This window comes from Haloferax larsenii, from assembly GCF_024730625.1.
Taxonomy (GTDB): domain Archaea; phylum Halobacteriota; class Halobacteria; order Halobacteriales; family Haloferacaceae; genus Haloferax; species Haloferax larsenii.
Map to the genome: position 1 here is coordinate 3009911 of NZ_CP078063.1, position 13607 is coordinate 3023517.

Sequence of the window (13607 nt, forward strand, 5' to 3'; positions counted from 1 at the left end):
TCCTAAGTTCGTCGCCAGCGACGCTGCGTGGATTCCAGCAGAGCGGCGGAGACCTGTTCCGCAATCGCAGGCTTTGAAGCGTCCCATCGAGTGTACTCGCGTATGAAGGAATTCCCGCAACTCGGCTTCGGGACGTACAAACTCGAAGACAGAGACGAGTGCATCGAGGCCGTCACGACAGCCCTCGACGTGGGCTATCGCCACATCGACACGGCCCAGATGTACGACAACGAGGAGTTCGTCGGCGAGGCCCTCGCGGAATCTGACGTCGATATCGACGATATCTTCGTGGCAACGAAACTGGACACCGACAACCTCGGCTTCGACGACGTGCTGAAGACGGCCCGCGAATCGGCCGAGAAGCTCGGCGTCGAGACTATCGACCTCTTGTACGTCCACTGGCCGCTGGACTCCTACGACCCCGACGAGACGCTCGCGGCGCTCGACGAACTCGTCGAGGAGGGCATCGTCGCCAACGTCGGCCTCAGTAACTTCCGACCCGACCAACTCGAAGAGGCACTGGACCGACTCGAAACGCCGCTTTTCGCCCATCAGGTCGAGATGCACCCGCTGCTTCAGCAGGAGGAACTGCTCGGGATGGCCGAGGAAGACGGCCACCATCTGGTCGCGTACTCGCCAATTGCACGCAACGAAGTCGCCGACAACGACACGCTCGTCGACATCGCCGAGAAGCACGAGGCCTCGCCCGCACAGGTGTCGCTGGCGTGGCTCGTCGAGAAGGGTGCCACTCCGATTCCGAAGGCTGCCTCGCCCGAACACATCCGTGACAACCTCGCCGCGCTCGATATCGAACTCTCCGACGACGATATCGCTGCTATCGACGCGCTCGACGAACACCACCGCATCGTCGACTTCGACGAAGCGCCGTGGAATCAGAGCTAACGCTCAGGCGAGATTCTTTCAGAATGTGGGGGGCTGGGCGAATCGTTCACCCCCTTATGCGAGCCTTTCGCAATCCAGGTTAACGTATATGAGAGATACTCTCGTAGGGTCTCGTATGGCGACAGTGGTGGTGGCCTGTCCGCACTGTGGACAGCACGTCGAACCGAGTTACGAGGGTGACGCCGATTTCGATGGAGTCAGACAGGGCGTCAAACCAGAGTATCGCCTCACGCGCGAAACGTGCCCTGTCTGTTCGAATCCGTACGACCTCCGGCGCGCCTGACCTGACGCGGTTGAAGACTAGCAGCCGAGGTGGTGATTCCGGTGGGTGGCCGGAATCTCACTGCGGCCCGTGAGCGACTGCCGAAGGCGGCCGAGTCGCTGGCGCGGCCTTATCCTGTGTTCTTCATCCCGGCGGCGATGCCTTTGACGGTGAGCCGCAGGGTTCGTTCTTCTTCGTCGGTGCGGTGGTTCTGGGCGAGTAAGTGCGTCTGCAAGAGGTTCAGCGGGTCGACGTAGGGGTTGCGACGCTGAAGGCTGTCTTCGAGCCACTCCCGCTTCAGCAGTCCGTCGCGGCCGATGATATCGAGCATGAGTCCCTCTGCGGACTCGTACTCGGCTTGGAGACGCGGGAAGAACGTCTCTCGAAGCTCTTCGTCGGCGAGGTCCGCGTAGTCCGACGCGATTTCGAGGTCGGTGCGGGCGATAGCCATCGCGGCGTTGTCGAGCGTGCTTCGGAAGAACGGCCACTCGTCGTACATCTCGCGGAGGGTGTCGAGGTCGCCGCCGTCGTCGAGATAGGCTTCGACACCCGCGGCAAGCGAGTACCACCCGGGGAGGATACACCGCGACTGCGTCCACGAGAACACCCACGGGATGGCGCGGAGGTCTTCGACACTGCGTTCGTCCGACCGCGAGGCCGGGCGCGACCCGAGGTTGAGTTCCTCGATGACGGTGATGGGCGTCGCCTGCTCGAAGTAGGAGACGAAGCCCTCGGATTCGAGGAGGTCACGGTACTCCGCGCGGGCGGTCGTGGCCATCGTGTCCATGGCGTCGACCCACTCTTCCGGGACGTGCTCTTCGGGTTGGCGAATCGCGTTCAGGCGCGCCCGAATCTGCGCGTTGAGCATCTGTTCGAGGTTGCGCTCGGCGATTCGCGGGTTGGCGTACTTCTCGGCGATAGCCTCGCCCTGTTCGGTGAACTTGATTTGGCCGGTGATGGTCTCGTTCGGGAGCGCCAGCATGGCCTCGTTCATCGGGCCGCCGCCGCGCGAGATGGACCCGCCGCGACCGTGGAACAACCGCATCGTGACGTCGAAGTCGTCGCAGATGTCGGCGAGGCGGCGCTGGTTCTTGTAGAGGTCCCAGTTGGCCGCGAGGAAGCCGTTTTCCTTGTTCGAGTCGGAGTACCCGAGCATAATCTCCTGGACGTTGTTCCGGGCGGCCAGCGCCTTCCCGTAGGCCTCGTTTTCGAACAGCGTTCCCATGATGCGCCGCGCGCCGTTCAGCGCCGATTCGGTTTCGAGGAGGGGAACCACGTCGAGACCGCAGTGGTCCGGCAGGGAGACGACGCCCGCTTGGTCCGCGAGGAAGAGGACTTCGAGCACGTGCGACGGCTCTTCGGTCATCGAGATACAGTAGGTGTCGATGGCGCTGACGCCGTACTCGCGCTGCCACTCGCCGAGTTTCCGGAAGCGGCGGAGGACGCGCTGTGCCGTCTCGGATACGTCGCCCGGTTCGTCGAGGTCGACGATGGGCTCTTCTTGGAGCATCGCGTCGGTGAGGAGTTCGACGCGCTCTTCTTCGGGACGACTCTGATAGTCGATTCCCTCGTGAGCCAGTGCCTCGTGGACCGCCTCGGTGTGGTTCTCCTGGTGGTCGCGAAGGTCGAGGCTGGCGAGCGTGAAGCCGAACGTATCGACCTGTCGCATCAGGGGTTCGACGTACACGTCCGCGACCTGTTCGGCTCCGGTTCCGCGGAGGCTGGCGTCGATGACCGCGAGGTCGTCCATCAGTTCCTGCGGCTCGCGGTAGCCGTTCGGGCGAACGTCCTCGATGCGGCGCAGGCGCTCGCGCATCAACTTCAGCTTCTGGCGGTACGGCTCGTCGGGGTACCGTTCGTCGACTTCGTCGGCGACGACCGGGAGCAGTTCGCGGTCGGCTTTCAGCGACCGCTCCAGTTCGGGACCGAGGTCGATTCGTGTGGCGTCCTGACTGAGCACACCAGAGAGTCGTTTCAGGGCGTCACTGTATTTCTCTAAGACGACGCTTCGCTGCCGTTCGAGCGTCTCTTCTGTCACTTCGGGCGTGACGAAGGGGTTGCCGTCGCGGTCGGACCCGGCCCACGAGCGGAACTCGAAGAGCTTCGGGACGTCGAGGTCGGGGTACTCGTCGTGGAACTCCTCTTCGAGTTCCTCGTACACTTCGCCGACCACGTCGAACAGGATGTTCTCCAGATACCACTGGACGTTCCGCGCCTCGTCGGTCGGCTCGGGGCGGCGATTGCGGACCTGCGAGGTCTGCCAGAGACTCGTTACTTCGGCGATGATGTGTCGCCACTCTTGGTCGTGTTCGAGGTCCGTGAGGCGTCGTTCGTCGATGCCTTCCAGTCGGTTGGCGATGGAGCGAAGCTTTGCTTTCACCGTCTTGCGACGTGCCTCGGTCGGGTGTGCGGTGAACGTCGGCTCGATGAGCACGTCTTCGAGCACGCGCCCGAGGAGGTCCTCGTCGACACCTTCGTCGCGGAGGGCGTCGAGTGTATCTAAGATGCCGTCTTCGAGCGTTCCTTCCTGCGAGGCCTCTCGGATGACGCGCACGCGCTCGCGCTCCTCAGCGAGGTTGATGAGTTCGAAGTAGGTCGTAAAGGCGCGGGCGACGACGCCTTCGGTCTCCGGGTCGAGGTCGGCGACGACGTCGTAGAGTGCTTCGCGTGACCCCGCCTCGCCTTTTCGATAGGCGATGGCGGACTGTCGAAGTTCTTCTACCGTCTCGAACGACGCCGTGGAGGTTTGGGCTTCCAGAACGTCCCCGAGCAGCGCCCCCAGCTCGCGAACGTCCTGTCTGACGTCTCTGGTGTGCAGTTGCATCTCGTACTCAAATACGAGTACCACATTGTAAAAGGGCAGGCGTAGCGCCGAAAAATTGCCCGAAATGCCCATCCAAACAAACGTTAGTAAACGACTGGTGGATTCCACCAAAATCCGAGAATCATAGTATTTAGTGGCCCAAAGTATTGAGGACGGCGGTTTCGTGCGTCCCACTCACACGGGGGATTCGTCACGCTTTTACTGGACGGGGCGAAGTTCCTGATATGAGCGATAGCGACAAGTACCCCGACGACTCGGGTCGCCGTCGGTTCGTCAAAGGCGTCGTTGGGGGAGCGGCGCTCGCGGGCGTGGGAACGACTGGTGCGGCCGCCATCAATTCCGCCACTACCTCCCCAGGTGCGGGTGGCGGTCCGACGCAGGCGTACGCCATCGAGAACACCGCAGGACCCGCCCCGCGCGGGATGCCCCAGATTCCCATCGAAATCGACAGCGATGGGTTCATCAAGGGTGTCTGGCCGGAAGTCAAGACGGTTACACAGAACGGTATCGACGTTAAAATCGCCGAGACTGACGACTACAAAGGGTCCGGCGTCACCTACTCCTCGGCGTGGTTCCAGTACTGCGGTGTGCAGTCCTACGGCGGTCTCGCACCGGACTACGAGTCTGACAACTACTTCCGCGCCGACTCCGGCGGATACGATTGGCAGAAGGACGCCTACAGCGCCGGCGACAAGCTGAACATCGAAGACTTCGGCGACTACAAAGAGTGGGGCAACGGTATCGGACGAGACGGCCTCGGGAAGCCCGCCACCGGAACGTGGCGCTCGCAGGACGCCGAAGACACGATGCCGATTCAGATCCTCCGCTCTGAGCGCATCGAAGAGGCGGCCCAGGACAACGACTGGCTCGCCGCCTCGACCGACCAAGGCGTCATCGCGTGGCTCAACAAGTGTACGCACTTCTGCTGTGTCCCCGGTTACAAGCAGGCTGCCGACGCCGCCAAGTTCAACGCAGAAGACGGCGTTTACTGTCAGTGCCACCAGTCCGTCTACGACCCGTTCTCTATCGTCCAGACCCTCTTTACCGCACTGCCGCGGCCCGAGTAGTAAGGCCCGAAATCAGCCCTCCGTTCTCTGTTTCGTCCCACGCTGGTTAGTAGCCTCGCGCCCAATGGGGGATGTATGGTCGACGCCCCTTCCTCCCCGGTCGCCCGCGAGCGGTTCGACGCGCTCGCAGGTCTCGCTGCATCCCCGACTAACCGCGACTCGCTCCCAGTTCGCGCACCGTACGACGACAGCGTCGTCGGCGACGTCCCCCTATCGACGCCCGACGACGTTCGAACGGCCGTCGAAGACGCCCGAGCGGCCGCAGACGAGTGGGCGTCGTGGCCGGTCGAAGACCGCGTCGCCGTGATTCGCCGGTTCCACGACGCACTGCTCGACCGCCGCGAGTCGATTCTCGACATCATCCAGACCGAAACTGGAAAGGCTCGCGTGGACGCGCTCGAAGAAGTTCTCGACGCCGCGAGCGCTGCACGGTATTACGGAAACCACGCCGGACAGGTGCTCACTCCCACCCGTCGCGGCGGTGCGATTCCGCTCTTGACCAAGACCGTCGAACACCACCACCCCGTCGGCGTCGTCGGCATCATCTCACCGTGGAACTACCCGCTGTCGCTGTCTCTCTCCGAAGCGATTCCCGCGCTGCTCGCCGGAAACAGCGTCGTCATCAAGCCAGACGAGGGAACGCCGTTTACGCCGCTGTGGGGACTCGAACTCCTCCACGAGTGCGGTCTTCCGGAAGGCGTCCTGCAAGTCGTCACCGGCGAGGGGCCGACACTCGGCGACCCGCTCGTCGAGGCGGTCGACCACGTGAGTTTCACCGGCAGCACCGAAGTCGGTCGCATCGTCGCCGAGGCGGCGGGCCGTCACCTCACGGAGTGTTCGCTCGAACTCGGCGGAAAGAACGCGCTTCTCGTCCTCGACGACGCTGACGTGGAAAAAGCGGCTCGCGGCGCTGTCAAAGGCTGTTTCGCTAACGCCGGACAGCTCTGTATCTCCATCGAGCGAATCTACGTCCACGAGTCCGTCGCCGACGACTTCCGCGACGCCTTCCTCCGCGAGACACGCGCGCTCGCGCTCGACGCGGGCTACGACTACGACCACGACGTGGGCTCATTGCTCGACGGTGAGTTGCTCGCGAAGGTCGAAGCCCACGTCGAAGACGCGGTCGAGCAGGGTGCGACAGTTCTCACGGGCGGGCGCGCTCGACCCGACCTCGGGCCATACTTCTACGAACCGACGGTTCTCACCGACGTGACGCCCGAGATGACACTCGCCGACGAGGAGACGTTCGGCCCGGTCGTTTCGCTGTACGAAGTCGAGAGCGTCTCGGAAGCCATCGAGCGAACGAACGACTCGGCCTACGGGTTGAACGCGAGCGTCTGGACGGAGAACAAAGACAGAGGCGAGCAAGTCGCGACGCGACTGGAAGCCGGGACCGTCAACGTCAACGACGCCTATATCGCGGCGTGGGGGTCGTTCGACGCCCCGATGGGCGGAATGAAAGACTCGGGAATCGGTCGCCGTCACGGCCGGCGTGGCATGCGAAAGTACACGGAGTCACAGACAGTCGCGACCCAGCGAGTCGTGTCGCTCTCGCCGCCCAAGCGCGGAAAGCGACTCTGGGCGGAGGCAGCGACAGTCGGCGCTCGACTCTGGAAACACGTCTCGGAGTTGGGGCCGTGAGCGTCTTCCTCACCGGCTTCCCGGGGTTCCTCGGGAGCGCGCTGGTCGGCCGACTCGACGACCGAACCGACGAACTCGTCTGTCTCGTACAGCCACAGTACTACGACGATGCCGTGTCGCGGGCGACGGACATCTTCGGGTCGGACTGGCGTGAGTCGCTCACGCTCGTCGAAGGCGACATCACCGACCCGGAACTCGGCCTCGACGCCGAGACGTACTCGACGCTCGAATCACAGACTACGGCGGTGTACCACCTCGCGGCCGTCTACGACCTGGGCGTCGCCCCCGAAGTCGGGCAGGCGGTCAACGTCGATGGAACGCGCCACGTCCTCGACTTCGCCGAGTCGGCCGGCGTCGACAGACTGCACTACGTCAGCACCTGTTACGTCAGCGGTCGCTACGACGGCGTCTTCACCGAGTCCGACCTCGACGTCGGACAGACGTTCAACAACCACTACGAGGAGACGAAGTTCCGCGCGGAAGTGCTGGTCCGCGAGCGAATGGACGCGGTTCCTGCGACGGTGTACCGGCCGGCAATCGTCGTCGGCGACAGCAGAACCGGCGAGACCCAGAAGTACGACGGGCCGTACTACCTCGTTCGCTGGCTCCTTCGGCAACCGTCAATCGCGGTCGTCCCGCGACTCGGCGACCCGGACGCGACCGAGTTGAACGTCGTCCCGCGGGACTACGTCGTCGAGGCTATCGACCACCTCTCTCGACTCGACCGCGCCGAGAACACTACCTACCAGTTGTGCGACCCGAATCCACCGACGATTCGCCAGTTCGTGTCGACGCTCCTCGACGCGGCGGACAGGGCCGGTCTCGTGCTCCCACTCCCCCGTCGCGTCGCGCAGTCCGCACTCGAACGGTGGGACACTCTCGAATCGCTCGTCGGTATCGAACCGGAGACGCTCGCGTACTTCACGCACCCGACGCAGTACGTCGGTGCGAACGCCCGAGCACACTTGGCGGGGTCCGGTATCGCCCCGCCAGCGTTCGAGTCCTACGCCGACCAACTGGTTCAGTTCGTCCGTGAGAACCCGAACCTTCGGTCTGACGCGATGACCTGAAGCCCGCGACTAGCCACCGCTGACCGGCGGGAAGAGGGCGAGTTCGTCGCCGACTTCGACTGCCGCGTCGAGCGGCGCGGGCTCGCCGTTTCGAAGGACGTTGATGTGCTCGTAGAGCCCGCCGTCGTCGGCGAACACGCGGGATTCGAGCGGCGGGTGGCTCCCGACGAGCGCGTCGAGGGCGTCGCCGACGGTCGCGTCGCGTTCGACCTCGACTTCGACCGTCCGGGACCCGGCGACCTCCGCGAGGTCGGCGAATAACTTCCACTCCATACCCCCGTCTCCACGCTCGGGGCTCATGAGGGTTGCGCCGACGGGTCTGTGTCGTCCCCGGCTGCCGACTCGTCCGACGTGTCACTGGTATCTCCGTCATCTCCCCCATCAGTCTCCGCATCCCCGTCGCCTCCACCGTCTGTCTCCGCACCCTCGTCGCCTCCACCGTCTGTCTCCGTCCCCTCAGTTGCCTGTCGTTCGACCTGTCGCAGGAGTTCCGGTCTCCCCACGACGTACAGCATCTCGCCGGAAGCGACCTCACGGCCGCGGGCAGGGATAGCCTCGACCGGTCTGTTCGGGGTGCGAATCGCGACGACGGTCGTCTCGACGTCGGCGACCGTCGCTCCATCGAGTGCCGAGTCCTCGCTGACCGTGACGACGGCCATCGTCTCGTCTGCGGTCCGAAGCAGCGACGCGAACTCACGGTCGACGTGGGGACTCGCCGGGAGCGTGACGAGGTGGTACGAGTCGGCCCCAGAGAGCCGTTCGGCGTCGACCTCGTCGAGCGCGACCGTCGAAACACCGTCTGTAACACCGCGGAGTTCGCCGAACGCGACGCGATTCGGTCCTGCGGGTTCGGCATCGGCAGTCTCCGAGTCGGCCGAGGCGGACACAGCAGGTGACTCACCAGCGCCGTCGGTGGCACTCTCCGCCTCAGTCACCGCTTCGTCGTCGTCCGAATCGGGGACTGCCCACACTTGAACTGGGTCGCCAGCGGCCGCACCTGGACCGGGGTCGCCACGGATTGCAATCGCGACGGTTCCGGGACCGAGTGTCGGCCCGAGTCCAGCGGCTCGACTGCCGAGCGCGAGGTACGAGACTGTCCCGTCGTCTGCGATTTCCACGTCCACGTGGCCGACGCCGTGGTCGTCTTTGATTCGGCTGACGAGTCGGTCCCGGAGTTCGGGGACCGAGAGCCGACGCGGGAACAAGAGCGTCTTCTCGCGCAGTTGCGCTTTGACCGTCTCGGGGACGGGGTCGTACGCCTCGATGTCGTCGATATCTTCGGGGAGCGTGACGGTCGTCACGCGGCCGACCGTTCGAACCAACCGGCTCACGTCGGCGTCGAGTTCCTTCGCCCCGGCCACGGCGAACACGTCCGTGGCGATTCTGTCGCCGACGATGCGGCCGACCGGGGAGACGAGCGCGCCCCCGGCCAGCGCGCCGCCGTTGTACAGCACCGTCTCCGGTTCGAAGACGGCCGGGTTGGTTCCGGCGGCGAACTCTCCGAACAGGCCGATAGTGTTGAGATAGAGCGCGACGAGCGCCGCTCCGAAGAGCACCGCGAGCGAGCGCGGGATGACCTCGCGGGTGTACCACCGATAGAGGATGGCGGCGACGCTGGAGGCGACGAACGCACCCACGACGAGGCCGACGAACCGGAGGGCCGACCGCACGAGCGGGTCGCCAGCGGACGGAATCGAGACCTGCCCGACGAACAGGAACAGTTCGCTCATGCGACCGCCTCCTCGAACGCGGTGAGGTCAGAGCGAGCGCCGACAGCGAACACCGTATCCCCCGCGCTCACCAGTTGGTCGCCCCGCGGGGCCATCGTCCACGCCCCACCGTGGCGAACGGCGAGGACGGCGACGTTGTAGGTGTCGCGGACGGCAGCATCACTGAGTGTCACCCCATCGAGAGGCGCATCCGCGCCGACCGAGAGCCGAGAGAATCGCTTGCCTGCGCGCCGAAGCAACGACACGAGTTCGAACTCTCGCCGAACACCGCGCGAGAGCACGACGAGTCGGTCGGGGGTCGTTCCGACGAGCGTATCGACGGCTTGCCGAGAGACGGCGAGCGTCACGCTTCCGTCGCCACCCGCAGCCGTGGGAGCGCGCGGCGCTGGTTTCGTCGCGTCCGACTCGTCGTCCTCGTCGCTCTCGACGATGGGTGCCTCGACCGGGTTGTCGATGCCGACGACCGTCGCGGGGACCGTCTCGTTGCCAGCGACGACCGAGACTTCGTCGCCCACCGCGAGGCCAGTCGGGACCAGCGCGTCGATGGAAACGGCGCGTTTTCCGGGTGGGAGGCGCTTCGAGAGCCCGCCAAAGGGTGCGGCAGCGGCGACAGTCGCCCGAGCGCGCTCGTCGAGCGTCACCTCGACCGCCGCGAGGTCGAATTCGGTCTGGAGGCGGTCGGCGAACCGAGATTCGAGTTCGATGAGCGGGATGTCGGCCGGAAACGTCCACTCCCCGTCGCGGATGGCCGCCCGAATGTCGTGTGGCACCGGCGGGTAGCCTTCTACGTCAGCGACGTCCCCAGAGACGGAGATACTGACCTGTCCGCGTCCGCCGACGAGTTCGACCACGTCGGTCGAGAGCGTTCGCTCGGTCAACTTCCGAAGCGACACCTTCCGTGGAATCTCGTTGGCGAAGGCGTCGCCGCGGTTGTGGGCGTACAGCGACGCCATCAACACGACCAGGAGCGCGACCGTGAGCCGAACCTGATTGTCCGACTGCGTAATCGTCGGGTCGGCGAGGGCCATGAGGCCCCCACTCGCTCCGGCGATGGCGACGCCGAGGACGACGACGGCGAGTCCGGGAACCGTCACGCCGGTGAGATACCGAAATCCGAAGCCCAAGAGCCAGGCGACGGCGGCGGGGACGAGACCCGTCAAGATGCCGAAGTAGAGTCCGTAGACGACTTCGACGGGGAGTGAAGCCATAGCCCAGTCAAGTCGCCGGCGAAATAAATGCGTGCCGGGGGGACACCGCCGCCATCGACCGGGAAATACCCAATTCCTTATCTACGATTGGGCCACAGTTTCGGGAGACATGGTGTCGGTACGCGACTGGTTCGGTGCTCGGACGACGATAGCCGTGGTGTTCGTCGTCGCCGTCCTCTCGGCCGTGACCGGGTTGGTCAACATCAGCCTGCCAGCGACCGGGGGACTGCTCGGGCCGTACATTCCGGACACCGTCCGAACCGCTGCCGGATTCACCGGCACGTTGACCGGCTTTCTGCTCCTCGCGAGCGCCTTCGGTCTCCGTCGCCGCCTTCGCGCCGCGTGGTACACGACGATAATTTTGCTCCCGGTGTCCGCCGCGCAGGGACTCGTCCAGTCGCCCGACCGAATCGAGCCACTCGTCGCGCTCACGCTCCTCGTCAGCCTCTCGGTCGTCGGCCTCGGACTCCTCTTGTTCAATCGTCGGGCGTTCGACCGCGACCTCGACCTGACGGTGACGCAACTCTCGGCACTCCTCGCCATCGCCGGCGCACAGACCTACGCGACCGCCGGCGCGTACGCGCTCAGAGAAGATTTCAACGGCGTCGAGACGCTGTTCGACGCGTTCTACTTCGCGCTCGTCACCGGCAGCACCGTCGGGTACGGCGACATCACGCCGCGGACGCCCGTCGCCAAACTGTTCGGGATGTCGGCGCTGCTCGTGACCGTCGCGAGTTTCGCGGTGGCGCTCGGTGTCCTGCTCACGCCCGCAATCGAAGCACGACTCACCAAAGCACTCGGACGCATGACCGAATCACAACTCGACATTCTGGAGAACCACGTCCTCGTCCTCGGCCACGGGGAACTGACCGAACCGATACTCGAAGAACTCGACGGGCGGGCAGACGTGCTCATCATCACGCCCAACGCGGAGCGCGCCCAGCGCCTCACGGAACGTGGCTACGACGTGCTCACGGCCGACCCGAGCGACGAAGAATCACTCGAACGCGGCCGCGTCGACACGGCGCGGTCTGTCGTCGTCGCCACCAGCAACGACGCCGAAGACGCACTCGCCATCCTCACCGCCCGGCAACTCAACCCCGACGTGCACATCGTCGCCTCGGCGAGCCAGCGCGAGAACGAACGAAAACTGCGGCGTGCCGGGGCGAATACGGTCATCAGCCCCGCCGCGCTCGGCGGCCACTTCCTCGCCGAGTCCGCCATCGGTGGCGGCGGACTGGAGTCTATCGAAGACCGGCTTCTCGACGAAGAGCCGGACGCTCCGCCAGCGGAGAGCGATGACGGTGTGGACGGTAGCGATGGTGAGGCCGAGAGCAACAGCAGCGACTAGCTCCACACGGCCGACTGCGACTCACGTCATTCATCTGACCGCGAGTCACGTCGTTTAGCCGACCGCGACTCACAGCCTGCAGCGAACCGCAACTCACAGCCCGCGGTCGAAGACAGCCACGTCGCAGTCGATTTCTCTGATTCGTTCGAACGTCGGCGGCGAGATGAATCGCGACGCTGCCGACCGGTCGCCACTCGACCCGAGGACGACGAGGTCGTAGCTCGCCGCGTTGGCGTCGATAAACGCCGTCACATCGGATTTCGACACTCGTGTCTCGACGTTTCCATCGACCGTCTCGACGAGGTTCGCGAGCTTCGTCTCTGCCGGTCGGCGTTCGACCTCCGTCGAGATGCAGGTCGTCACGCTCACGCTGCCGGTTTCGCCAGCGAGTCGGCTGGCGAAGTCTATCATCGCGTGTGCGGAATCTCCGGGCCGAGCCACGAGCACGAGGACGCGACGCCAGCAGTACTCGGTCCCGACCGACCGAAACGCGACGGTGTCGTACTCGCCGCCGAAGAGCCCGCGAACGTAGTCCGAGAGGAAGCCGCGGTCTTCCTCGTACGGCGTCACGATGAGGTCGGAGTTGGTGTTCGCGGCCGCCTCCGTGGTCGCCGGGAGAGAGTCCCCGCTGGCGACGACGACTTCGACCGGGATGCCAACGTGGGTTCGAAGCTGATGGGCGGTGGATTCGAGACGTTCGACCGCCGCGTCGGCTGCCGGATTTCCGGTCGTCTCCGAAACGGGGAGGTTCGGTGTCGAGTCGGAGGGTGCGTTTTCAGCCTCGCTATCGACCACTTCGTCAGGCGGCAAGACGTCGAGGAGGACGACTTTTCCGGCGGCGTGCGCGGCAGCGAGGCGGGCGGCGAAGAACGCGGTTCGCGTCGCCATCTTGTCGTCGCCCCGCATCGGGACGAGAACGTGGTCGTCGCCGCGAACCGTCTCGTAGAGATATTCGGCGCGGCGCTCGTAGAACTCCTCGCGCCAGAGCGTGAACACCCCGGCGATGACGAGACTCGCGGCGAAGATGCTCACGACGTATTCGACGGGTTCTACGTCGCCAGTGACGAGCGTCAAGAGCGCCGTCGAAAACGCGGACGGGGCTTCCACGTCGAGTGCCCACGTCGCCCCGCCAGCCAGAAAGATAGCCAGCGCTGCCGACGAGGGATGGACGATTGCCATGTCGGTCGGGCCGTGCACCCACGCCGTGAAGCCGTAGGCGACGAGGCCGCAGAGGGCACCCACCGTGAGTGCGAGGATGAATCGATACGGCGAGGCGTAGCGTCCTTCCGGGTCCGAAAAAAGCGTGTACGTCCCCGACGCGAGCGGCGGAAACAGGAGGAACGAGAGTGCGTCGATGGCGTTGGAGACGAACGTCACCGCCCCGATGAGAACCGGAATGAGAAGCAGGACGGTGAGATGCAGCAGATTACTCGTGTTCTCTATCCAGCGTCGGAATGCGACCATCTCGCGCCGCTCTCTGCGCCGAATCCGTCCCCAGAGCGTCCGGGTGCGTACGACCAACCTGGCCGCGAAACGACGGAGGCGCATGCG

11 protein-coding genes are annotated in these 13607 nt (G+C 64.9%); 6 read left to right on the forward strand and 5 right to left on the reverse strand.

The window, feature by feature from the left end; all coding sequences use genetic code 11:
- Positions 1-102: 102 nt before the first annotated feature.
- Both KU306_RS15635 and KU306_RS15640 read left to right on the forward strand, forming a co-directional pair.
- A complete protein-coding gene (locus KU306_RS15635; protein WP_258302466.1) occupies positions 103-903 on the forward strand; it encodes an aldo/keto reductase in 801 nt (266 codons plus the stop codon).
- A gap of 115 nt (positions 904-1018) precedes the next feature.
- Complete coding sequence (locus tag KU306_RS15640; protein WP_169317607.1) at positions 1019-1186, forward strand: hypothetical protein; 168 nt, start codon at positions 1019-1021, stop codon at positions 1184-1186.
- 109 nt (positions 1187-1295) lie between these two features.
- Here KU306_RS15640 and ppc read toward each other — a convergent pair whose 3' ends face one another.
- Complete coding sequence (gene ppc, locus KU306_RS15645) at positions 1296-3989, reverse strand: phosphoenolpyruvate carboxylase (protein ID WP_258303410.1); 2694 nt, start codon at positions 3987-3989, stop codon at positions 1296-1298.
- Between the two features lie 224 nt (positions 3990-4213).
- On the opposite strand from ppc, the gene KU306_RS15650 reads away from it, so the two are divergent.
- The 3 genes from KU306_RS15650 to KU306_RS15660 all read left to right on the forward strand — a co-directional run bounded on the left by KU306_RS15650 (position 4214) and on the right by KU306_RS15660 (position 7767).
- Positions 4214-5056, forward strand: coding sequence for a Rieske (2Fe-2S) protein (locus KU306_RS15650; RefSeq protein ID WP_258302467.1), 843 nt, complete (start codon positions 4214-4216; stop codon positions 5054-5056).
- A 75-nt stretch (positions 5057-5131) separates the two neighbouring features.
- On the forward strand, positions 5132-6697 hold the full coding sequence (locus KU306_RS15655; protein ID WP_258302468.1) for a succinic semialdehyde dehydrogenase: 1566 nt from the start codon (positions 5132-5134) through the stop codon (positions 6695-6697).
- Positions 6694-7767 (forward strand): SDR family oxidoreductase, encoded by a 1074-nt coding sequence (locus tag KU306_RS15660; protein WP_258302469.1) that lies wholly within the window; start codon positions 6694-6696, stop codon positions 7765-7767. Before KU306_RS15655 ends, KU306_RS15660 begins: the two co-directional genes overlap by 4 nt.
- A 9-nt stretch (positions 7768-7776) precedes the next feature.
- Here KU306_RS15660 and KU306_RS15665 read toward each other — a convergent pair whose 3' ends face one another.
- Genes KU306_RS15665 through KU306_RS15675 form a run of 3 tightly spaced genes read right to left on the reverse strand, consistent with a single transcriptional unit; the run spans position 7777 to position 10705 of the window.
- Positions 7777-8040 (reverse strand): ubiquitin-like small modifier protein 1, encoded by a 264-nt coding sequence (locus KU306_RS15665; protein WP_258302470.1) that lies wholly within the window; start codon positions 8038-8040, stop codon positions 7777-7779.
- 23 nt (positions 8041-8063) lie between these two features.
- Positions 8064-9497 carry a DUF8167 domain-containing protein gene (locus KU306_RS15670; RefSeq protein WP_258302471.1) on the reverse strand — a complete coding sequence of 478 codons (1434 nt, stop codon included), beginning with the start codon at positions 9495-9497 and terminating at the stop codon, positions 8064-8066.
- Complete coding sequence (locus KU306_RS15675) at positions 9494-10705, reverse strand: DUF8167 domain-containing protein (RefSeq protein WP_258302472.1); 1212 nt, start codon at positions 10703-10705, stop codon at positions 9494-9496. Before KU306_RS15675 ends, KU306_RS15670 begins: the two co-directional genes overlap by 4 nt.
- Positions 10706-10814: 109 nt before the next feature.
- Between KU306_RS15675 and KU306_RS15680 the strand changes: the two genes are divergently transcribed.
- A complete protein-coding gene (locus KU306_RS15680; protein ID WP_258302473.1) occupies positions 10815-12056 on the forward strand; it encodes an NAD-binding protein in 1242 nt (413 codons plus the stop codon).
- A 93-nt stretch (positions 12057-12149) separates the two neighbouring features.
- Here the strand turns inward: KU306_RS15680 and KU306_RS15685 are convergent, their stop codons facing one another.
- Positions 12150-13604, reverse strand: a complete 1455-nt coding sequence (locus tag KU306_RS15685; protein ID WP_258302474.1) for an HPP family protein — start codon at positions 13602-13604, stop codon at positions 12150-12152.
- Positions 13605-13607 lie beyond the last annotated feature (3 nt).

Excerpts from the sequence above, each read along its gene's own strand:
- KU306_RS15635 (WP_258302466.1), top strand. The coding sequence starts at position 103 with ATGAAGGAATTCCCGCAACTCGGCTTCGGGACGTACAAACTCGAAGAC.
- KU306_RS15640 (WP_169317607.1), top strand. The coding sequence starts at position 1,019 with ATGGCGACAGTGGTGGTGGCCTGTCCGCACTGTGGACAGCACGTCGAA.
- ppc (WP_258303410.1), bottom strand. The coding sequence starts at position 3,989 with ATGCAACTGCACACCAGAGACGTCAGACAGGACGTTCGCGAGCTGGGG.
- KU306_RS15650 (WP_258302467.1), top strand. The coding sequence starts at position 4,214 with ATGAGCGATAGCGACAAGTACCCCGACGACTCGGGTCGCCGTCGGTTC.
- KU306_RS15655 (WP_258302468.1), top strand. The coding sequence starts at position 5,132 with ATGGTCGACGCCCCTTCCTCCCCGGTCGCCCGCGAGCGGTTCGACGCG.
- KU306_RS15665 (WP_258302470.1), bottom strand. The coding sequence starts at position 8,040 with ATGGAGTGGAAGTTATTCGCCGACCTCGCGGAGGTCGCCGGGTCCCGG.
- KU306_RS15670 (WP_258302471.1), bottom strand. The coding sequence starts at position 9,497 with ATGAGCGAACTGTTCCTGTTCGTCGGGCAGGTCTCGATTCCGTCCGCT.
- KU306_RS15675 (WP_258302472.1), bottom strand. The coding sequence starts at position 10,705 with ATGGCTTCACTCCCCGTCGAAGTCGTCTACGGACTCTACTTCGGCATC.
- KU306_RS15680 (WP_258302473.1), top strand. The coding sequence starts at position 10,815 with ATGGTGTCGGTACGCGACTGGTTCGGTGCTCGGACGACGATAGCCGTG.
- KU306_RS15685 (WP_258302474.1), bottom strand. The coding sequence starts at position 13,604 with ATGCGCCTCCGTCGTTTCGCGGCCAGGTTGGTCGTACGCACCCGGACG.